This is a genomic window from Methylobacterium tardum (assembly GCF_023546765.1).
Classification (GTDB): Bacteria; Pseudomonadota; Alphaproteobacteria; order Rhizobiales; family Beijerinckiaceae; genus Methylobacterium; species Methylobacterium tardum.
Genome location: NZ_CP097485.1, coordinates 1 through 20,562, shown reverse-complemented (window position 1 = coordinate 20,562; position 20,562 = coordinate 1). Strand labels below are relative to the sequence as shown.

20 protein-coding genes are annotated in these 20,562 nt (G+C 67.2%); 11 read left to right on the top strand and 9 right to left on the bottom strand.

Annotated features, from left to right (window positions below; translation table 11 throughout):
* Window positions 1-112: 112 nt before the first annotated feature.
* The 3 genes from M6G65_RS33185 to M6G65_RS33175 all read right to left on the bottom strand — a co-directional run bounded on the left by M6G65_RS33185 (window position 113) and on the right by M6G65_RS33175 (window position 3,780).
* A complete protein-coding gene (locus M6G65_RS33185; RefSeq protein ID WP_250104350.1) occupies window positions 113-2,767 on the bottom strand; it encodes a PriCT-2 domain-containing protein in 2,655 nt (884 codons plus the stop codon).
* 40 nt (window positions 2,768-2,807) lie between these two features.
* Window positions 2,808-3,290 (bottom strand): hypothetical protein, encoded by a 483-nt coding sequence (locus M6G65_RS33180; RefSeq protein ID WP_238199971.1) that lies wholly within the window; start codon window positions 3,288-3,290, stop codon window positions 2,808-2,810.
* Between the two features lie 286 nt (window positions 3,291-3,576).
* Window positions 3,577-3,780 (bottom strand): helix-turn-helix domain-containing protein, encoded by a 204-nt coding sequence (locus tag M6G65_RS33175; RefSeq protein WP_238199972.1) that lies wholly within the window; start codon window positions 3,778-3,780, stop codon window positions 3,577-3,579.
* A 156-nt stretch (window positions 3,781-3,936) separates the two neighbouring features.
* Here M6G65_RS33175 and M6G65_RS33170 point away from each other — a divergent pair, with 156 nt between their 5' ends.
* The 5 genes from M6G65_RS33170 (at window position 3,937) to M6G65_RS33150 (ending at window position 10,557) form a co-directional block, all read left to right on the top strand.
* Complete coding sequence (locus M6G65_RS33170) at window positions 3,937-4,548, top strand: TraY domain-containing protein (protein ID WP_238199973.1); 612 nt, start codon at window positions 3,937-3,939, stop codon at window positions 4,546-4,548.
* Window positions 4,549-4,742: 194 nt separating this feature from the next.
* On the top strand, window positions 4,743-4,889 hold the full coding sequence (locus tag M6G65_RS33165) for a hypothetical protein (RefSeq protein WP_238199974.1): 147 nt from the start codon (window positions 4,743-4,745) through the stop codon (window positions 4,887-4,889).
* On the top strand, window positions 4,886-5,164 hold the full coding sequence (locus M6G65_RS33160; RefSeq protein WP_238199975.1) for a hypothetical protein: 279 nt from the start codon (window positions 4,886-4,888) through the stop codon (window positions 5,162-5,164). Before M6G65_RS33165 ends, M6G65_RS33160 begins: the two co-directional genes overlap by 4 nt.
* Before the next feature lie 47 nt (window positions 5,165-5,211).
* Complete coding sequence (locus tag M6G65_RS33155; RefSeq protein ID WP_250104349.1) at window positions 5,212-7,020, top strand: hypothetical protein; 1,809 nt, start codon at window positions 5,212-5,214, stop codon at window positions 7,018-7,020.
* 3 nt (window positions 7,021-7,023) lie between these two features.
* Window positions 7,024-10,557, top strand: coding sequence for a hypothetical protein (locus M6G65_RS33150; RefSeq protein WP_250104348.1), 3,534 nt, complete (start codon window positions 7,024-7,026; stop codon window positions 10,555-10,557).
* Between the two features lie 119 nt (window positions 10,558-10,676).
* On the opposite strand, the gene M6G65_RS33145 is transcribed toward M6G65_RS33150, so the two are convergent.
* On the bottom strand, window positions 10,677-11,828 hold the full coding sequence (locus tag M6G65_RS33145) for a PqqD family peptide modification chaperone (RefSeq protein ID WP_238199978.1): 1,152 nt from the start codon (window positions 11,826-11,828) through the stop codon (window positions 10,677-10,679).
* A 481-nt stretch (window positions 11,829-12,309) separates the two neighbouring features.
* On the opposite strand from M6G65_RS33145, the gene M6G65_RS34185 reads away from it, so the two are divergent.
* Both M6G65_RS34185 and M6G65_RS33140 read left to right on the top strand, forming a co-directional pair.
* On the top strand, window positions 12,310-12,663 hold the full coding sequence (locus tag M6G65_RS34185; RefSeq protein WP_373323935.1) for a PqqD family protein: 354 nt from the start codon (window positions 12,310-12,312) through the stop codon (window positions 12,661-12,663).
* 116 nt (window positions 12,664-12,779) lie between these two features.
* Window positions 12,780-13,700, top strand: coding sequence for a nucleotidyltransferase family protein (locus tag M6G65_RS33140; protein WP_250104347.1), 921 nt, complete (start codon window positions 12,780-12,782; stop codon window positions 13,698-13,700).
* A gap of 128 nt (window positions 13,701-13,828) precedes the next feature.
* Here the strand turns inward: M6G65_RS33140 and M6G65_RS33135 are convergent, their stop codons facing one another.
* On the bottom strand, window positions 13,829-14,380 hold the full coding sequence (locus M6G65_RS33135; protein WP_250104346.1) for a hypothetical protein: 552 nt from the start codon (window positions 14,378-14,380) through the stop codon (window positions 13,829-13,831).
* Between the two features lie 304 nt (window positions 14,381-14,684).
* Here M6G65_RS33135 and M6G65_RS33130 point away from each other — a divergent pair, with 304 nt between their 5' ends.
* Window positions 14,685-15,341: a LuxR C-terminal-related transcriptional regulator gene (locus M6G65_RS33130; RefSeq protein ID WP_250104353.1), complete on the top strand. Its 657-nt coding sequence runs from the start codon at window positions 14,685-14,687 to the stop codon at window positions 15,339-15,341.
* A gap of 195 nt (window positions 15,342-15,536) precedes the next feature.
* Here the strand turns inward: M6G65_RS33130 and M6G65_RS33125 are convergent, their stop codons facing one another.
* Window positions 15,537-16,370, bottom strand: a complete 834-nt coding sequence (locus tag M6G65_RS33125) for an outer membrane protein (RefSeq protein ID WP_250104345.1) — start codon at window positions 16,368-16,370, stop codon at window positions 15,537-15,539.
* Between the two features lie 294 nt (window positions 16,371-16,664).
* Here M6G65_RS33125 and M6G65_RS33120 point away from each other — a divergent pair, with 294 nt between their 5' ends.
* The 3 genes from M6G65_RS33120 to M6G65_RS33110 all read left to right on the top strand — a co-directional run bounded on the left by M6G65_RS33120 (window position 16,665) and on the right by M6G65_RS33110 (window position 18,188).
* Window positions 16,665-17,090: a hypothetical protein gene (locus tag M6G65_RS33120; RefSeq protein ID WP_238200101.1), complete on the top strand. Its 426-nt coding sequence runs from the start codon at window positions 16,665-16,667 to the stop codon at window positions 17,088-17,090.
* 352 nt (window positions 17,091-17,442) lie between these two features.
* Window positions 17,443-17,670, top strand: coding sequence for a hypothetical protein (locus M6G65_RS33115; protein WP_238200103.1), 228 nt, complete (start codon window positions 17,443-17,445; stop codon window positions 17,668-17,670).
* 353 nt (window positions 17,671-18,023) lie between these two features.
* Window positions 18,024-18,188 carry a hypothetical protein gene (locus tag M6G65_RS33110; protein ID WP_238200104.1) on the top strand — a complete coding sequence of 55 codons (165 nt, stop codon included), beginning with the start codon at window positions 18,024-18,026 and terminating at the stop codon, window positions 18,186-18,188.
* A gap of 13 nt (window positions 18,189-18,201) precedes the next feature.
* On the opposite strand, the gene M6G65_RS33105 is transcribed toward M6G65_RS33110, so the two are convergent.
* From M6G65_RS33105 to M6G65_RS33850, 3 genes are all read right to left on the bottom strand, one after another.
* Window positions 18,202-18,405, bottom strand: coding sequence for a hypothetical protein (locus M6G65_RS33105; protein WP_238200106.1), 204 nt, complete (start codon window positions 18,403-18,405; stop codon window positions 18,202-18,204).
* Between the two features lie 831 nt (window positions 18,406-19,236).
* A complete protein-coding gene (locus M6G65_RS34180) occupies window positions 19,237-19,515 on the bottom strand; it encodes a PilZ domain-containing protein (RefSeq protein WP_373323950.1) in 279 nt (92 codons plus the stop codon).
* A gap of 318 nt (window positions 19,516-19,833) precedes the next feature.
* Window positions 19,834-20,328, bottom strand: coding sequence for a hypothetical protein (locus M6G65_RS33850; RefSeq protein WP_347710514.1), 495 nt, complete (start codon window positions 20,326-20,328; stop codon window positions 19,834-19,836).
* Window positions 20,329-20,562 lie beyond the last annotated feature (234 nt).

Sequence of the window (20,562 nt, the reverse complement as noted above, 5' to 3'; positions counted from 1 at the left end):
GCGCTTGCGGGTGTGCGTTTACGCCCGGGCCAAAATTCACTGACAGTTGCTCGCGTTGGGATGAAACAAACCCCTAAAAGCCCTGAAACCCCTATTTGACCTGGCGCGCGCATCAGAACTCCGGTTCTGAGTGGGTCCGGTAGCCGTCAACGGCCCGACCGCCCGGAAAATCGTCAGCTCCGCTGACACGACAGAGTGAGAAGCGGTTGCCGTTGCTGGCGTCGGCTTTCATCTCGATCCGGTGGCCGTCGACCACGCGGCCCTTGATCCGGGACAGCCACTTGCCGAGGCGGCGGCTGTTCACCGCCCCGCCGTCGCCGGCCTGCCGCAGCAGCAGGTCGCGGAACTCAGCCAGTTTGAACTCGCCGGGTCCGCTAAAGGCGTTGGCCAGTTCTCGGTCGCAAGCGGTCCTGATGATGATGTTTGTGGTGTAGCCGCTGGAGAGCTTCAGGTGCGCGCGCCAGTGCTCGTGCAGCTCTCGGATCGCGGACAGCTCCGGGTCTTCCTCTCGGGCGGTCTCCATGCTCACGACCGGGTCGGCGTGGCCGAGCCAGACGAGCGGCGAACGCACCATGGCGGACCAGTCCTCGTAGGACCCAAGCGAACCGCAGACTGTCGGCGAGCCAGCCACCTGGTACGCGCGGATCACGGTGAGCGCGGCGGCGACGAAGGCTCCGCGATCGGCCATCACGCGCTCGATCGGGTTGAAGCTGAAATCCCGCAGCTCGGGACGGTCCATCTCGGCGTCGAGGGAGCAGATCACCGCGCGGCGGGTCATGTCGCCGGTGAGCACGAGGTTGTTGCCGGTGGCGAAGGTTGTCGACCGACACTCCAGCTCCGGCGCCTCCGATTTGCCGAGGATCCGGACCCGGACCAGCGGGCGTTCCGTGAGCTGGCAGAGCATGTCGCCGCCAAGTTCTCCGTTCACGTTATCGATCGACACGACGGGCACGGCGTCGCGCAGCAGGGCGCCCAGGCGCTTCTCGGTCTCCTCCTCGGTCTTGCCAGCGGCGATCACCGGACAGCGGCGGCCGGTGGCGATCACAGCGGCGAGGTCGACTAGGAAGCTCTTGCCGGTGCCGGGGCTGTGCGCCCGGATGGCATGGAGCGGCGCCGTCGGCAGCACGCCGCGCACCAGGGCCGTCAGGATCCCCGACAGGGCCACGGCGCGGTCGACCGGCCCGACGAACGGGAAGCCGACCAGCAGCGCCTCGATGAATGCGAGGGCAGCGGCCGCTTCGCCCTTGTCCGGCCGCTCCGTCAGATCCGGCATGGTGAAGCCGGGATCATGGGCGAGGTAGAGCCGGGTTGCGGGATCGTAGCCGGCCGCGGTGAGCAGGGATCCGTCCGGACGCAACGTCGGCGTGGTGATGATGCCGGCAACTGGCGGCACCCGCCACTGTCCCTCGCGGGCGAGCAGCGTCAGGGTCATCTCGGCCGGCGGATTGATGTCCAGCCAGTCCTCAGCGCGGCCATCGTATCTCTGGATCCGCATGATGCGGGCGGCCATGTCGGCGAGGCTGACAGCCACCAGCGGCGACATGCGCGCAACCATGGTCATACGGCCCTTGGCGGCCGGTACCTCGTCGATGACGGGCCGCACCAGGGCGCCGGCGCGCGAGTAAATCTGAACGCCGGCCTCCAGCAGCAGCGCCTCCATGCGGTCGACCGCCTCGGGCACCTTGCCTGCCACGAACCGCACGATGGGCCGGCCGTCGGCCTCGTTGCTTGGCTCAGCGCCCGGGTCGGCGCTGGCGCGGCGCTCGGCGCGATCCTTCTTCGGGGCGCCGGACCGGCCGGAGCCGGATCGCTTCCACCCATTCTCGGCGGCGTGCCAGAACAAGGTGGCGACCGTGATGCTGCGCCCCTGTGCGAAGGCCGAGTATTTCTGTGCGGTGTGGGCTGCATCGTCCTTCGGCGAGGTGGCCGACCAGCTTTCCCAAAGGTCGCGGCCGCTCTCGCCGAGCCCGTGGTAGAGGGCGTATCCGATGCGGATCCAACCGTCATAGTCGAAGTCGTTGGGTATACTCCGCAGGGCGTCGGCGACGGTCTCGCGGTCCGGCTTCTCGTGCAACCCGAAGCCGCCCACTTTCCGGCCCTTGGTCTCACGGGCCCGTTCACCCTGCCTGCGCTCGCGCCTCGTTGCCGCGCCGGCCTCTCGCAGGATCTGCTCGGCTTCGGCCACGAACTGATGCAGCGCATCCTCGGTGGTCTCTGGCAGGTCGGTAAAGTCGACGGTCAGCGGCGACTCGTCGGTCCAACGGTAGGGCGCGGCTGTCTCGGGGTGATTGCCAAAGGCGACGAACTGCTGACCCCGCAACAGCACCTCCACCTTCGTATCCTTCTCCTTCGGATCGTCGGTGAAGTGCAGGGCCGGGGTTTGGATCTTGTCGAGCGGAACCGCGAGCCGGTAGCCGAGTAGCAGCTTTGGCTCGCGGCCAATCCTGACTAGCGGTGTATGCCCGAGCATGTCGCGCGCCCGCCCGGCGATCGCCGCTGCTAGTTCCGGCTCCCGCACATCGATATCGACACCCGCAAGTCGGCTGCAGAGCAAGCCGGTGTTGGTGCTGTCGGGGTAGCGGACCGCCCATCGCCGGATCTCATCCGGTGACGCATTGAGGCATTTGCGTTCCCAGGCCGGCATGACCGGCCGCTTGCCGGCCGACGCGATATTCATGCTCGGGCTGGAGACGGGCACGGGGTCGTAGCCGTTCTCGCGCAGGGCGAGGCGCAGGTCGGTTTCTGACGGATAAGCGTGCGCCGTCATGCTGCACCTCCGAAGTTCGGGAAGGGGACCACGACACCCATCAGACACCCCCTTCGAACAGGGGGCCGCCGGGCAGCCGTATCGCCACCTGAAGCTGCGCTTCACGCTCGGCTACGCTTGGGCAGCGCCGACAGTGGTCGTGCCAGAGGGCGGCCAGTTCCGTCTCGGTGGCGGTGCTGCCATCCTCGTCCGCTGGCCCCGGCAGGAAGGCCCGCATCCGGACGCCCGGCGCGAGGTTCTTGATCAAGATGAAGGGGACCGTGCCGACTTCGGTGAAGATCGACGCGCCGTAGACGGCCTCCAACTGCACCATCTCCGGGTGCCCCGCGCGGCGGTAACGATAGGTCCGGTGCGGGAACCGCTCGAAGAACTTCCGATCGGCATCCGTGATGCGCTCTGCGTCCGCGGCCACGCGTTGCATGACCCGGCGTCGCTGCCGGGGCAGGGCGGCGGCGATGGTGTTCGTGGCGCGACCGGTGTTGTCGAAGCTGGCGGGCGGGGGGCGGTTGCCGGGCGCCGTCATTGGACGCTCCAGTGCTCGCGAGGCGGGTAGATCAGCGCCGCAGTCGCGGCGGCTACCGCAGGGCTGAGCCTGTAGCGGTGCCGTAAGATCTCAATCTGGATTTGAGAGGTGCGAGGTGCTAAATCAGAGGTGTCAGCCGTGCCAACAGCGACATCTCCGAAAGCCCTCGCCGTGCCACCGGCGGGGGTTTTCACGTTCATGGTGTCGGTAATCCTGTGTTGAGCGCCGGCCGGCTCGGCGCGGGTTGATCCGGCCAGCGGGGGATCGCCCCGCCGAGGGCGCGGGGTCAGGCGGCGGCGGGTTCGTTCGCGCTCAACAGCCGAAGAGCTTCCCGGCCGGGCACCATGACGGCGCGCCCAATGCGGATGGTCTCGATCTCTCCGCGGCGACAGGCGGCGTAGAAGCCGTTTACCGAGAGGCCGACAGCCTCCGCGAGCGGCGGCACCTTCACGTTTTTGCCCTGACGAGCTCGCTCCAGGATCTCGTTCACCTTAGGCATTGCTGAGCCTCCGCACTGCGTGAGAGCCACGGCAAAGCACAGAGCAATGCCGGATGTGCACGCATTGTGTTCACAGTCGGATTGCGCCGTCAAGGTGTTCAGTGTAGGGCTGCATGCACGCTATGTGTTCGTATGAGTGGGGCGCACATGTCCAGAAGGGTCGAGGGCGACGAGGGCAAGAAGGCCGCGCTGAACATGCGCGTGACGAATGACCTTCGGGCGAGGCTGGAAGCAGCCGCCGAAGCCTCCGGGAGGTCGCTGGCTCAAGAGGCTGAGTTCCGACTGGAAAGCCTCTTCGACCCGGTGAACGAGCGGCTTCTGAACATCTCGACACACCAGGCCAAGTCGAGCCTCGTCATCCGGGCTCTGGTTTCTGTGTTCGCAACAATCGACTTCGATAAGGATGGAGTGCCGAGCTACCTGTCTCGGGCTGGTCTTGCGTCCGCGTTCAAGGTCATCCTTGAAGAGCATTTTCCTCAACCGGCGGGCTTGTTGGCCGACTTGCTCAATCCCGAGGACAAGACGGCAAAAGCGAAGGTCGAGGAGCGGATGGCTAAAATTGCCGAAGGGATCGTGGCGGGGCAGCGGGCCGCGCTCTACGGCAACGCTCCATCCAACCCGGGCTTGTCGCTGCTGCAGACAGCGATGGTGCTGGGATTGATCCCCAGTGATCACGAAGAGGCAGCGCGCTCACTGACCGCTGCTGCCGAAGCGGCGAAGCCAAAGCGCAGCACGAAGACGGAAAAAACGCGCAACTGAGTGCACAGGATCGCACTGCAAAGACTTTATGCGCCCACAAGCACATGATGCGCCAGTATTCATGGCGAGATGCTGGTGCAACGAGCAGTTAAACGCGCTACATTCGCTCCTGAAATCGAGCGGGAGCGCGGGTTATGGTCGGCGGAATTGTTTTTGACGACGGCGTGCGGTTCCACGATGCGATCCGCGTCCGCATGCCATCAAGCCTCCGGGAGCAGATCCGCGCCGCGGCCGACCGCGAGGGCCTGAACCCGGCCGAATGGACGCGGCGGACCCTTGCCGAACGCGCCCTGCGAGCCGTCGGCGACCGCCGCTCCGTCTCGGAAGGCGCTGGCCGGTGATCGTGCGCGCGGCCGACCTGCCGGAAGCCCTGCCCTTACCTGCCGTCCCCGAGCTCAGCCCGCGTGATCAGCTTGGCGAGCGCTACGCCGCCGACCTCTTGGCCGCGTTCCGGGCGATCTACGAGACCAGCAGTCACGTGGTGGCTCACCTCGAAGCCAACGGCGACGCCCTGGTTCTTCTCGCTCAGGTCCAACAGTTCGACGCGCAGGTGAAAGCGGTCGGCGCTGCCCTGATGGGCCTCGGCTGCGTCGCCGCCTGTGATGGCTGCGCCTGACGTGGCCGCCCGCTTTCTCCCGCTCCTCAATCCTGAAAGGCTCGACCGTGGCTGATGGTATCCCTCTCGGCGCCGGCGCGCCGATGTTCCCCGGCGGTCTCGATCCGGACCAGCTGGCCACCCTCCTCCAGGCACTCCAGGGGCAGCCGGGCGCCGGTCCCGCCTCCGCGGGTATGCCGGGGCAGCCCATGCCGCAGCAGGCGCCGCAGACACTCCTCGGGCCCGTGCTGGGCCAGCCGCCGAGCATGCTCGGCATGCAGCCTCCGCAGATGCCGGCGCCGCAGCCCGAGCAGCCCGCACAGCCGCCCTCGCTCGTTGGCGCTCGATCGCCCGCCGGGATCCCGCCGACCGCCAAGCCCGTGACCACTCTCGGCCCCGCTGCGCCGTCGGGGGCCGATGATGAGGACGAGCTGAGCGCCAATCTGCCGACAATGCGCGCCGTGCCGAAGCCGCCCGCACGGCCGCCGGAATTCGGCTCCAGCGCCGCCGCCCCGCCGGCGGGTACGGTCGAGACCGGCGTGCCCGCGCTGACAGGACCGGCGAGCTCGGCCAGCAAGCCCAACGGCCCGCAGGTGGGGGCCTCGCCGGCCGATGACCGTGGCTTCGATCTGGGCGGCTTGCTCAAGCGGGCCGGCGATGCCGGGCTGGGCGACTACCTGATGGCGCTCGGCGGCGGCATCGCTTCGGGCCGGAACTGGAGTGAGGGCCTGGGCAACGCCTTCTCGGCTGCCAGCCGGGTCGGAACGCAGCAGCAGGCCTCGCGGCTGGCGGATGCCGAATATGCCCTGAAGGCCGGGAAGGCCCGCCAGGAGCAGGGCGCGCTCGGCGCGAATGCCACGTTGATCAAGCAAGCCTTCCCCAACCTGTCGGACGAGCAGGCTATGGGCGGCGCCAGCAACAGCTCCTTGGTCTCGGCGGCGATCGCCAAGATGCAGAACCCGAACGCCGGCCGGGACATCCGCACGGACTCGAACGGCGTGCCGCGCTTCGCTGACACGGGCGCGAAGGTGTTCGCCGACGACGAGGGCAAGGACGACCGCACCGCCGAGGTGAAGAACTACCAGGAAGCGCTCAAGGGCGGCTTCGTGGGCAGCCTCGCCGACTTCATGAACCGCAACCAGAACCCGGACGTGAAAAGCTTCACCCTGTCGGACGGCTCGAAAGTGGATCGCGTCTTCGACCCGGCGACCAAGTCCTGGAAGGATCCGAATTTCGGCGACAACCCGCCCCGGGTCGCGGTCACGGATAACTCCGACGTGCCACCCGGTGTCGATGCCGAGACCTTCCGGAAGGAGCTCGCCAAGGGCGCCGCGGCCGAGCAGAAGGGTGCCTCCCAGCGTGCCCTCCAGGCCAGCAACGCCATGCCGGTCCTCGACCGGGCGCAGGGTGCCTACGAGCGTCTGGCTCAGAACGGCGGCATCGGGCCGATTTCAGCCTCCGGGCCGAGCCGCATGATCGCCGGTGCGTTCGGCCGCCAGAACGAGATCGACCGGCAGGACTACGAGGCGGCCGCGAAGGATCTCGAATTGCTGAAGGCGCAGATCAGCATGAAGGGGCAGGGCGCCATCACGGAGGGCGAGCGTCGCCTGCTCGGCATGACGTTGCCGCGCCTCGATGCGGCCTCGCCCGAGACCGGCCTGACCACGCTGAAGGGGATGCGGGACCAGTTCACCCGGGCGATGGGTGCGCAGGGCCTCCCGACCGTCGGCGGTGGGCAGCAGGCCCCGCAGCAAGCCCCGCAGCCGGCGACCGCCTCTCCCCAGAGCGTGGCTCCGGCAGCCCGGTTTCAGGCCCTCACCCGGGGCGGCATGTCCAAGACCGACGCATTCGCGCGGATGCGGCAGGAGGGGTACTGAGCCATGGCCGAGACCTTCGACCCTGCTGAGTTCGAGGCGTTCAAGACGCAGGCCGCACCGGCCTCGATGCCGCCGACATCGGAGCTGCCGACCGGCTGGTTCGACCCAGCGGAATTCGAGGCGTTCAAGGCCGGCGCGCCGGTCGTGCAGGCCGCTCCAGCGGGACGGCGAGATGGGGCGGCCTCGCTCGCGGACCGGATCGCAGGGGACCACTCGGCCCCGCAGCGGTTCGCCAGCCAGACCGGGGAGGACACGGCGCTCGGTCGCGGTCTGCGGGCCAAGGCGGACGAAGAGGTGATCGGCAAGCCGTCGGCCGAGAACGACGCGATCGCCGGCCTGATTGGGGCGGGGCAGGCGGCCAGCCTGAACCTCGCGGGCAATGCTGCGGCCGGGGCCGCGACGGTTCTCGGGAAGATGGGGGTCTCCGGCTACGGCGACGGCTCGCGCACCTTCGGCGAGAACTATCAGCGGTTCGCGGACCTGCGGGACGCCCACGCGCGCCAAAGCCCGAAATCGACCATCGCCGGCACGGTGGCGGGCGCGATCGCCTCGGCGCCGCTGCTTCCCGAACTGGCCGGGGCTCCTGCCGCCAGTGGTCTCGCTCGGGCTGGGCAGTATGCGGCCACGGGCGGTCTGTACGGCGCGGCCGCGGAGGCGATCGACACGAAGGATCCGCTCAAGGCTGGCATCGCTGGCGGTGTCGGCGCGCTGGCCGGCGGGACGCTCGGGCCCGCCATCGAGCGGCTGGCGCCGGTAGTGGTGAGCACCGCGAGCCGCGCCCTGGAGCCTCTGGCGTCTCGGTTGGGGTACGGCGCCATCAAGACCGCGGATGGGTTCTCGCCCGAGGCGGTAGCCGCTCTGCGGGATGCCGGGCTCGACCCGAGCGCCCTGCCGCCCGAGCTCATCGGGCACATCCAATCGACCTTCACGGCAAAGGGTGTCTCGCCCGGTGCGGTGCGTGAGGCGCAGGCGGCCGAATTCGGCATCCCCCTGTCTCGTGGTCAGGCGACCGGCGACGCCGCGGCGATGGCGGTGGAACAGGGCGCAGCAGCCGGCGCGAATGGCCAGAAGGCGCAGGCGGCGGCGCAGGCCTTCGACGCGCGGCAGGCGGATGCTGTCGCGGCGGCGCGTGACCGGCTAGCCGGGACCATCGCAGGCTCGTTCCCCCGCATCGAGAACCCGCAGGTGGCCGGCGAGGCTGTCGCGGACGCGGCGCGGCGGATCGGCGATGACGCCATGCTCCGCGGTGGCGCAGCACAGCAGCGGGCCGACCAGGCCCTTGAAGCCGTGCGCGGGTCCGGCCTGCCGTCCGACACTCTCGATGCGGCGGGGCTGGCCTCGCAGGGGATCCGTGACGCGGCTGGTCAGGCGAAGGCGGCCTACCGGCAGGGCTACGACGAGGTGGCAGCCATCCCGGGCACGTTCGCGCCGGGTGCCCTCGACCGCATGGGCACGCGGGTGCGCGACCGGCTCGGCGCCGAGGTGCCGATCGGCGACGTGCTGACGCCTTCGGCCACCCGGGCGATTTCAGACCTCGACCAGTTGCCGGGGATCTTCGGCCTGGCGCCGGGCGAGGGGCCGAACCTCCAGCAGGTCGACCAGCTGCGCAAGCGCCTCGTGGCCTATCGCGGCTCGACCGGTCAGAACGCCACCGACCGGCGGGCCATGGACCAGATCCTCGGCCACTTCGGCGATCACCTGCACGACGCGATGGACGCCGGGCTGTTCGGTCAGCAGGCGCCCGCGCAGGCCGCAGGGCAGGCGGCGGACGGCTTCCGAGGCATGGCGGCTACGCCTGACGCCGCGGCCACGCTCCCTGCCGCTGGCGGGGCTCCTACGGGCAAATCCGAGCCGCTGACCCACTACCTCGCCCGGAACGGCGGGATTGCGCTCGGCGACGATGCGCGGGCGGCGGATCTCGGCCGGGTGATGACCCCATTCGGGCCGCTCGGGCGGCGCAACGGCCGGCCCATCGAGGATTTCCGCGATCAGCTCGCGAGCGAGGGGTTCCTTCGCCCCGACAGTGCCGACGGCATGATCTCCCGCCGGATCGGGGACGAAGTGCACGACCTGATCGGCCTGGAGCGGTCCGGGCAGCCGGTCTACCGCCTCGCGGACCTGTCCCGCGGTGGCGCTCCAGCCGACGTGGGCGGCCGGATTGCGGACCAGTCGGCGGCCTATGCCGAGCGTCTGGCGCCCTTCCGGCAGCAGGTGGCTGACGATCTGGTCGAGGTGGGCTACCACCCGCGCGACATCGACCCGACGCACCTCGGCGACGCGGCGCAGCGCCTGTTCCGGGGCGAGCACGATACCGGCGCGGACGCGTACGAAGCGGCTGTGATGGGGCACGCCCCGGTCGAGGCGCCGAACCCTCGCGTGTCGGCCGTGCCGGAGTCTGCCCCGTTCGAGGCGGGCGCGGCTCCGGCATCCGGCGGCTTCCCGCTCGGGGATACCGGTCCCTCGGATGCGATGCGTCGGGCGCGTGGCCTGTTCCGGGATTACCGGCAGGCGTTCGCCCCGCGCGGGCCGGGTGACGTGGCCGGGCGCAACCTCCAGCGCATCGTCGAGCAGGAAGCTTCGCCGAACGAGGTGGCCTCGATGCTGTTCGGTGGACCCTCGGGGCGCGTCACAGGGCGACAGCTCGAAACCCTCGACCGGATCAAGTCGACCGTGGGCGAGGACAGCCCGGCGTGGCAGGCCGTGCAGCAGGCCACCATGGGGAAATACCTCGAAGGCCGGGACGTCGGGCGCTCGCTCGATTACCTGCTGCGGGGTGAGGGGCGAGACCTCGCGAGCCGCGTGCTGACGGCCGAGCAGCGCCGGGGCCTGGAGACCTTCCGCACCGGCATCCGGCAGGCCGAGGACGCCCGCGCCTCGGTGCCGGGCTGGGTCCAGGATGTGGCGCGCAGCGGGTACGACCCGAACCGGGTGCTCGGCGACCTGTTCGGCTCCGGCATCCCGGGCGCTCGGCCGGGTCAGGCAGCCTACGGGCGCGGGCTGAAGCAGTACCTCGGGGCGGACAGCCCGGAATGGGCGAACCTGCGCCAGGCAGCGTGGCTGCGCCTCGTCCAGCACGGGGAGGCCACGCCAGCCCTGTCGCCGCGGCGTGAGGCGGACCGGATCCGGTCCTTCATCAATGGGGAGGGGAAGGGCTTGGCCGAAACCCTGTTCTCCCAGGGCGAGCGGGGCATGATGCGCCGCTATGCCGACGTGCTGGCACTGACGGAGTCCCCGCGCGGGAAGCGGATGCCGGATGGCGGGCGGGCCGCGAAGATCGCCAACAACGTGCTGAACGTGGTCCTGGCGGCCGCGGGTGCGAAGATCGGCGGCCCGGTCGGCGCGCTGGCGGCCTACGGAGCGCGTGCGGGTCAGCAGGCGGCGCGGACCAATCTGGCGGGGGCACGGGCGGCCCGCTCGTTCGAGGGCGGCGCTCCGCGAGCGGCGACGACGCTTCCGGCCTATGCCTTCCCGGCCGGACAGGCTGCGGGGCTCGCCGGCGGCCTGCTCGGATCAGCGCTGGTCCCGCGGGGTCGCTAGGGGCCGAAATCTGGCGCTTAGTGCCGCCCGCTTCCGACTCGACTTGGACATAGAAGGCGGATTCATTGATCCCCATAAGCGGACATCGATGCCGCTCCGGTTCGCGGCGGATTGATCGCTTACGGATCGAGGCCAGCCAGGAGATCGCGCAGGATGCGTTCTGCCGCGTCGGTATCGGGATAGACGATGTCGTAGGCCGGGATGCGAACCAACCAGTTCAAGAAGCTCTCGACAGCCTCGGCCGTGACCGGATGGCCGAGAAACAAGCGATCCTCCAGTAGTCTGACGAGGGCATTCATCGGTGTGATGGAATTGATCGCCGCAGTCGCGGCCGCATCGTAGCGGGGAAACACCATCAGGCTCGATGAGACCAGAGGGTGGTCCCACGCTGCGCGGTCGGCCGCGATCAGGCGAAGGTCGCGTCCGGCATGTGTGTGGATGGGCTGACACGACAGCTCTGGGAAAGCCCCGGCCAGGACCGACCAGCAGCCTCGCTTGAGACTATGCGGCGCAGGCCAAGGTACGATCGCCCCGTCCGGCGTCGCCAGGGCGACCATATCATCGGCATGGTACGCGAAGCCGCGCCGCGCCAGCGCCGCAGTCAGCGTGCTCTTGCCGCTCCCGCTGGTCGCCGACAGCACGATGCCGTGGCCGTGCAACGACAGGCTCGCGCCGTGCAGGATCGCGAGCCAGCGGATGTTCGGGTTCCTGAGTTCCAGGATGGCCTGGAAAACTGCACCGATCGCTTCCTCTGCCAAGTCAAAGGTGAGTGGCAGTCGGTCTGCGACACGAAGAATGAACGGATGGCGATCGTGACCGCCGCTGATAACGATGGGGATCGCGTCCGTGCTGCCGCTCGCCCGGTGTGGCGATAGGACGATCGCGATGTGGCGGGTTACCTCGGAGGGTGGTCCGATCACGGCGACGCGGGTGTCACCGAGATCGTAGATGGCCGCCGCTTCGAGCGCGTCGTTTGCCGGGATCGCGTCTACCAGTGCAACGTCCGGACTGCCGGCCCGATGAACCTCAGCGATCCAGCGGACCACCTGATCGACGTCGGTCCGTGCCCGATCATGCCCGATCGCGTAAGTCTCGGCTATGAAGTCCGCCGCCTCGGATACGTCGAGCCCAGCGTATAGAGCTTTCCAGATTGCGCCGGCCGTCCCATTCAGGGCCTGAAGCCGGCCCGTCGTGCGGTTGAGGACCACGACACCGTCGTCCAGGTCAAAACCAATGGCCTGGAGATTGGTTGATTGGTCCTCGGCGGTCACGCTGATCTGAAGCAACTAATCAAGGAGTTATTTTTATGGGGGTCGGCGAAGGGACCGGACCAGTTATTACTACTGGGGTCGGAGTGCCCGCCGGACCAGAGAATTCGAATGGTAGGCCGCCTCCGCCCCCGGCGCTGCTGGACGTGCTGCCAGATGCACGAGCGGCTCGGGTCGGGATCGACGTCGCCAAGAGCACAGGCGCTGTATAGGCCGCAACGGCGCCCATCGCCTTCAGCGCCGAACGACGCCCCTCTAGCTTGCGCTGCTCATCAGTCTTCAGATCGATGCTTGTGGGATCAGACACGTTCAGCCCCTCATTGATTTGCGTTGATAGGGAACTAATTCATCAATTAGCAGAGCGTCAACTCCCCCTGGATGTGCGCTTGCTACCTTGGACTGCTTTATTCAGTCGAAGCTAACGCAGTTAACATAAATATCTAGAGAGAATTTTGTTTTTTAGGGCAGACCTATTGATCATATCATGCCGTCATCGCAGTCGAATTCGCAAGATGAGTGGAGCCATTCACATGGCAGCAAAAACGATGAGCGCTGCGGTTCTCGACAGCATGCATGTGTTAGGTTTATCCGTTCGCCCACAGCCGTATATTCATGCTTCCGCGGCGGTGTATCGATCGTCAATCTGAGCACCGGCAGGTATTACCGGTTGGAAGAGATAGGGTTTTGCATCTGGAAGATCCTGGCTCGGCCCCTGACAATCAAGGAGATCAGGGTGGGTGTGATCGCAGATTGTGCGATGGAGCCTAATGTGGCTGACACAACGATCGTCGCCTTCCTCAACAGCTTGACCGAGGCCGGCCTCGTAGTCGCCACATGATGGCTGCGGACAGCGTGCAGGAGGCGGTTGCGCGTTCCGTGTTGCTAATGCGTGCCTATGCAGGCTGCGGCGTCCAGTCTCACCGGGGCGATGCGTTGGCACCTACGGCGTGGCGCTTGCTGGAAGACAACCGGCTTCTCAATCTCTGCGATCCAGCCGATCGAACCGATATCGACGCCTACCGAGAAGCGATCTGGTCGATGAACGCGCCAGCGCTGTATACAATTATGCAGCTCTCTCGGGCGCTTGCGGCAGGGGGAATCCCGCACGTCTTCATTAAGAGCCCGCTTCTGACGCACGACTTGTACGGCGACTACTTCTTCCGGATGTCTACGGACGTCGATGTCCTCGTCACGGCTGCCGATCGGACCAGGGCATTGCGCGTGCTGGACGAGCTGGACTTCAGACTGAACGAGGAGTGTCGGACACTGTACTGGCGGACCTTCATGGGTGAGCAGCATCTGGAGCCGCTGAGGCCGGACTTTCTCACCGTCGATCTTCACACAACGATCCGCCATCCGGCAGGCTACGCGCCCGATCTGACGCGCGGCATCCTCGCAGGTCGGACGATGACTGCGCTCGGTGACGGACATGTGCCCGTGCCGAACCCATCGGACGCCTTCCTGCTGGCGGCGGTCTACCTGCTTAAGGCTCTGCTGAAGTACGAGCCGGCTGGCAGCCATCTGCTTGATCTTACCGTGATGCACCAGCGGCTCGACGTGGAGGACGCACGAGGGATCACCGTCCTGGCTTCGGCGCGTGGGCTCAACCGCACAACAGCCTTCGCGCGCGACGCTGTGATGGCGTTGCTGGCTCCTGAAATCGAGACCGTATCGTCGGATGCCGGACCACTCCGGTGTGCCTTGGGCGGCGATGACCTCTGGACCCGTCTGCTCGCCCCGTCCGAGGCCGGTCCGCTCCGGCGGGCTCGGTGCGTTGCAGCTTCCTGCGACCGCTTATCCGGCAGCCTCCGCGCCATCAGCTGGGAGATCGGACGGAAGTTGGCGCAGAAGGCCGCCCACGCGAGGCTGTTCTGAGCCCACGTCACCGCATTTGCACGGCGGCGATCCGTCTGCATTTCCGTTCCCTTGGCTAAAAGCAGACCGTCGCAAAACCACCCTTCTCGGACGTTCAGGGACGGGTACCAAGCATCAGATTTCCACTTCTAGGGGCGAGACGGCCGGCCCTGGATCCAGCGGCGCAGGAAGGGCCAATAGGTCATCGCGTTGATCAGCACGAACATCGCGAGACCGTAGGCCAGCCCCTCCCGGACGAAGAGGGCGAGGCCCCAGAGGGCGCCGGCCTGCGAGGCGAGCAGCAGGCCGGCCTCTAGCAGCACGACACGGGTCCGGCGCAAGGGCAGGTCGTGCCGGAGCGCTCGCCAGTCGGCGACGAATTCGGATCCGTCGCGCATCGTGCCGTAGATGCCGACCAGGATCATGCCGACGGCGCGGGCGAAGCCGTAGGCGAGGCCGGCGAGCATCAGCACGAGGACCGCCGCCCAGCCGTAGCCAGCCAAGTCTGTCGGCGGCCGTTGAGCATAGAAGGCGATCATCCAGACCGCCGCCGCGGCCGCAGCTATGCCGATGCAGGCCGCTAGCACCCGGAACGCCCGGTCCAGCCGCTCGGGATAGGGCCTTTCCTCCAGCCGGAACCAGCCGCCCTGGGGCGCCGGCTCCTCCTGCGGGTCGTAGGTCTGGCCGTGCTGCCCAGGCATGCGCTCAAGATGGCGAGCGGCGGGCAGTGTGTCGAGATCACCAGCGCGCAATGATAGCCAACGCCAATCTGAACACCAGGCTGTGACAGGCAACTTGCTCATATTGACACGATCCTAGTAATTGCGATCGCGCGGTGCGTCCGAATTCGACACATCGACTGCAAATATCAGGGCCACGGACGTCAAAATCGCATTACGTATAGTTAATATCTATTTAATTCGTGCGGAACGAATATTGAAAGTACGCACCAGATCCCAGTCGATTTGTATCAGGCTGGGAATTGAAAGGTACGAGGTCACGGGCATGGCTGTGAGCGTCTTGATCCTGGATGAAACGCAGGGCCGCAGCGCGACTGTTCGCGCCAGCCTGGAGCACATGCCAGAGTTCCACACGATCGGCGAAACGGACCTGGCTGAGGCCGATACTGGCACTGCGGTAGCCCTGATCTTCCTCGGCGAGATCCGGCTCGCGGACGGGATCGCCCGCATCGTCGGCCTGAAGGAGCGCCAGCCCAACCTGCGCACGCTGGTGGCCTTCGACGCACTCACCGCCGATGATCTGCGCGCCCTCTTGGCTGCGGGCGCCGACGCGTTTGTCGCTCGCTCGAAGTCGCCGCGGGAACTCGGTGCCGCGCTGCTCGCGCTCGCGGAGGGCTCCAAGTGTCTGGTGCCGCCGGAGCGGCTCGCGTCCGTGGTGAGCAACGGGGCGGACAGCCTGGGTATCACGCCACGCGAGGCGGAGGTGCTGCGCTTCCTCAGCTCGGGCTTCAGCAACAAGGAGGTCGCGCGGCGCCTCGCCCTCAGCGTCCGGACGGTTGAGACACACCGGCTCAACCTGCGCCGCAAGACCCAGACCGGGCGGCTAAAGGATCTCGTGTCCCTCTCACGGCAGCTCGGCTTAGCACCCGTCCTTGAGAGCGAGCCGCTACGCCGGGGTGGCGACTATTGGTGCAGGCAGTAACCCAAACAAGAAACACCCCAGGAGCGGGTGCTCCCAGGGTGTCGCCGACCTCGCGGCCAGTTTGATCGGGCTGGGGATGCGAAGGTCAGCCGGGCGGCTGCTCTCCGGCGGCGGAAGGCGATGAGGAGGACCAACTACCCCTCGCCCGCCGCCGCAACTCCCGGGACAGACACCCGGGAGCAGCTCGACCGGATCTTAGTACGAGCCGAACTTGTAGTTCAGGCCGGCGCGGACGACGGCGAACTCGTCGTCGCGGCGACCGATCGGGCTGTAGTAGGCCGGGACCAGGTTGGCGGCGTTGACGACCAGGGCGCCCTGGTTGCGGTTGCCGCGCTCCAGGTTCACGTACAGACCTTCGATCTTGAATGTCACCGCCGAGGAGCGGAAGAAGTTCAGGAACGACTCGGTGGGCAGGGCGAACTCGACGCCGCCGCCGACCGCGTAGCCGGTGCGGAAGCTGTCGTTGCCGGCATAGCCGCCGAACGAACGGTCAGCGCTGCCCGAGCCGTAGGCGAAGCCGCCGGTGGCGTACACGAGGGTGCGGTCGAAGGCGTAGCCGAGGCGGCCGCGCACGGTGCCGAAGTAGTCGAGGCTCGACAGGCCGCGCGGGTCGGTCACGTAGTAGCCCGGGGCGACGGCGCCGGAGATGAAGGCGTTGTTCCGGTTGCGACCGAAGTCGAGGTACTGGGCGTCGGCCTCGATGCCGAACACCACGCCCGAGCCCGGGGTCAGCTGCCAGTTGTAGCCGATCTGGGCGCCGCCCGAGAAGCCGTCCTGGCTGCGATCGCGGAAGGTGGCGGTGGTGCCGAGGGCGGCGTAGGGGGCGGGAACGCCGAACACCGAGCCGTTGGAGCGGCTGCTGGCGTCGAAGGCGTAGCCGGCGTTGATACCGAAGTACGCGCCGGTCCAGGTGAAGACCGGGACGGGGGTGAACACCGGCGGCGGAGCAGCGCGGCGCGGCAGGTCGGCGGCCGAGGCGGCAGCGGTCAGCGCGGTGAAGGCGGCCAGCGAGGCCAGGAGCTTGGTCATCACGTAAGGTCCAAATTTCGATCTGTCGCTAAGGCTACCGGTCCGTGGACGAAATGGCTGTAGTTTTACGGACACACTGCCGCCTATTGACGTGGTAGAGGATAGTAAACGGTCTATGAACACGCGTTAGATTGTCGAAATACATTGCGATGTACACGACCGAGCGGCACAACATTTCAGACGCAGTTTGGTTTCAGCGTGCCGCCACGTTGGCTCCCGGGTGTGGCCAGGATGCTACAGAACGGATTGGCTGGCCCGCTGCAGACTGGGTCGTCCCGAGTTCTCAGTTCCACCATGCCGATCCGGCCCGAGCACCGCTTCTTCTACCCGATCGATTGGGCGCAGCTCTCAGCCGTGATCCGGTTCGGTCGGGCCAAGGGCTGCTGTGAGGGCTGCGGACGGCCGCACGGGCGGATGGTCTACCACCTCGGCGACGGCCGCTGGTGGGACGCGGACGCCGGCCGGTGGCGCGATGGCTGGGGCCGCCGGATCCGGCTGGCGGCAGATGCCGATATTCTCAGGCGGGCACGCCGGACCCGAGTCGTTCTAGCCGCAGCCCATCGGGACCACGACACCTCGAACAACGCGGATGCCAACCTCGCGGCCTTCTGCCAACGATGCCACATGATCCACGACCGGCCGGAGCATCAGCGGCGGCGGTGGCGCACGCTGTTCCGGCGGAAGGCCCTAGGTGACCTATTCGGCGGGCCCTACGCATAGGGCGGCGCTGCCGACCGTTTAACCGGCGCGGCGCTAAGGTGAACGGATGGTTCACCACTTCCACGCAATTGCTCGGAACGCCCCGATCCCGCCGCCATGTCGGGACGTTCTACCGGCACATCCACCGGAGACACGCAGCCATGCTGATCCTCAATCCCCTGACCGGACAGATGGTTGAGGTGCGCGTGCCCCGGCCGGGCCCAAAGACCGCCTGAACCCGGCTAGGCCGCATCCCTCGTCCAGCAAGACGCGGCCATGCATGACCCGACCACGAACCGGGCGTGCCGCTACCTACCGGCCAAAGCAGGCCTTCGGCATAGCGCCGCCCCCACCCACCAACAGAAGCGCTTTCATGACGCTCAGCGATCTCGACAAGCCGGCTGAACTGACCGTCTGGCCCGGCCACGCCCCGGCGCATGTTGCGCAGGGTCGCGCCTTCCCCACCCTTCGCGCTGCCCTGGCCGCTGCGGCTGAGGCGATCGACGTCGAAAATGCCAAGCCTTGGATCATCACCGAGAACGGCGACATCCTGGCTCCTGGCTGGATCCGCGCCAATAGCGCTGCGCACCGCGTGCAATAACAGGCCGTGGGCCGGCGCCTCGCGGTGTCCAGCTCCCCCGCATGCGCCGACCCTCACGCAACTGCCCGGCCTAGGCTTCACGGACGGTGCATGGGGAACTGGCCCGCACACCGCCTGTCGTCACGTGCCCACCTGCAACAGCGCCGTGTGGTGTCGCGAACGCCTCGGGCACATCAGCAGGGGGAAGCGCTGCTTTAACAGGTATGAGTGATGCCGTCGCCCACCGGGCCCAGGCCGTTGCCTTAGGGGTCGAGGCGCAGGCGAAGAGCCGGCTCACGCAGAAGCGCAGCATTAACAGGCCATTTACCACGCACCGCGAAGCATCGGCAGGCAATCGGAGCCCCGGTCCAGCTATGCTCGATGTCGTGTTCTGGTGGTGCGCGGTCGTGGCCTTCGCCGGATCGGCTGCATTGATCGGCCTCGCGCTGCTCGCGGGACGCTCGCTTAAATCTCAACCCACCGGGATCCAGCTGACCTGGGAAGAGCCCGTTCCCACGCGGTACTTCGGCCGGGCGTAGAACGTCGTTCGGCTCAATCCCCGCTGTCGCCGTCGCCAGCGTCGTCACTGGCGTCGAGGAGCCAATCCAGAAGGTCGGCGCCAAGGTCGCCGGTCGCGTCCCCGCAGGGCTTGCTCAACGGCTTCTGGAACGGCTGCGCCCGTACCTCGGCGAACAGTTCGCGCGCGAGCCGGTCCAGCGCGTCGTCTGACAGCACACGCTCCCGACTGGCCAGCATGCCCGTATTCCTTGCTGGAGACCGGTCCCTCGGCCCCGCCCCGATCTGATCACAGGGCGGGGGAGGGTCCGATCTCACCAGCGTGTGAGCCGAGCCGATACGCAACGCGGCCCGGCAGCATCATGCTAGAGGCGGGTTAGCGGGCCGTCAGCGGGACCGGCTTGGACCTGTATCGGAACAGACCACGCAGGAGCCGAAAAGGCATCAGAAGCAGCTTGATCACGCCGTGAACGGCGAGAACGACAGCGACAACCAGGAGAGCCAAAAAGGTGTCGATCACGTCGCGCCCTCCGAGGGCTACGGCCATCACTTTGTAACCAAGCTGAGTGCGATTAGTGCAGCAACAGCATCAAGCCCTGCCCGACGAAGACCACGAGGGAGAGCGTGGCCATAAACTTAATATCTTCAAGCCGTTGGCTCATCGTCGATCCCCGTGTTGGATGATTAATGATCGGCTAACTCCATCCGGGAAACCAGAGCCATTCATACATCGTTAGGGTTTTACCGCACTGTCCACAGACTGTACTTAACGCTGCGTTAACATCGCTGGCCAGCGTTAACCATTTCAGCTACATCGGCGGGATCGCATAGGAGCACCCGCCGCTATGCCAGATCTCGACCACCCCGACCTGTTCAGCGCCACCGGCATCACCATAGACGCCGAGACCGCAGAGCTCAGGCTCAGGGGCACGAGCAGGCGAAGTAAGCCCACACCAGCCCAGCGTGCGTCACGGCGCAGACTGTCCTGATCAGGTTCGGGCATGGGCGCTCCGACAATTACAACGAACGCCGCCGGAGGTGCTCAGTTCGAACTTGGCCTTGAATGCCCGGCTACCCGGCGATCACGTCAGGCGCCGCCCTGGGCGCCAGGAAGGCCACGCCCACTGTGTTGGTCCGCCGCCAAATCACCCTGACCGTCTGCATCTCTGGAGCGGGGCCAATCCGCAGCTCAAACACCCGCGGAACATCTGCATCAGGCGCGAATGCCACGCAGGCACCGCGGCTCGACAAATTTAACACGACGCACGGCGTCTCACCGGTCGCCCTGGTGAAGGCAGCGCTTCCGGGTAGGGCTGTTTTCGCACGGTATTTGGCGCGGCGTTCAAGCACGGTAACTTCCTAGTACAGGCCTTTTAATAATTTCTATTGGCCAGGAAGGCTTAATTCTTGGCCAATAAAATAGATGCTTACAGCCTTAATAGGTTTAGCGACGCGCCTCACCCCGCCTTTTGGCTAAGTCCCAGGCCGCATCGCCCGGACGCACGGCGCGAGCCGGTCCGCAATGCGGCACCGCCACCACGTCTGGCATCGCGCGACGGAGCAAGCGCTCCGCTAGGCAGACAGGGAAGTAGGACCGTCGTTCGCCGTGCCGAACGCCCACAGACCGTCACCGCATAGCTCGGCCGCCTCTACCACCCGCGCGGATTCTCACCAGACCTGATTCGTCGAGGTCGCCCGCTGCCCCTCGGCAGCCTTTCTTCGGTGTCGTTTCCCCCGATTCTGACAGGATGAGAACTTCAGTAGGCGTGCGGTTCGCGGATTTGCACCCTCCCCCTGAGCCGCGGCGGCAGGCGCGGGCGATCCAAGTTTGGATAGTGGGTCCCGGGTCCGCACCAGCCGCAGCCAGGCCGTCCACTCGGGCGAGATGATGCGCACGATGTTGGTGTCGTTGCGGAAGCCGGTGATCTGGCGCTCCTCCACCGTCACCAGCCCCAGCTTCCGGGCCTCACGGATGGCGTTGCGCACCGTGGTCTCGGCCACACCCGCGACCGCGGCGAGGTTCGGCACGGACAGGCGGCAGTCCTTCCGGCGCACGGTCTCGGCGGCCACGAGGCTGAGGACCGCCTGCTCGGCCAGCGTAAACCGGGCCGCGAGCCCCGGTGGGAGCCGCCCCGAGGCGGCCCAGCGGCGACGGCGCTCCATCGAGGCATCCGTGCGCGGGCGCGAGCCGACGGTCCTCCTGGCGACCTGTACCAATGTCCGGGGTTCGGCTGTCCCCTCCCCGTCGCTGGTTCCTGTTGGGTTAGGGCTTTGTCCGGCCCTGGGTCTGCTTCCAGACAGGGTTCGGCCCTCGATCAGGCCGGACAGGGCCTCGGCCTCGGCCTCCGTCACCTTCCCTTCCCCATAGGCGCGCCAGAGCAGCGCCGTCACGGATGG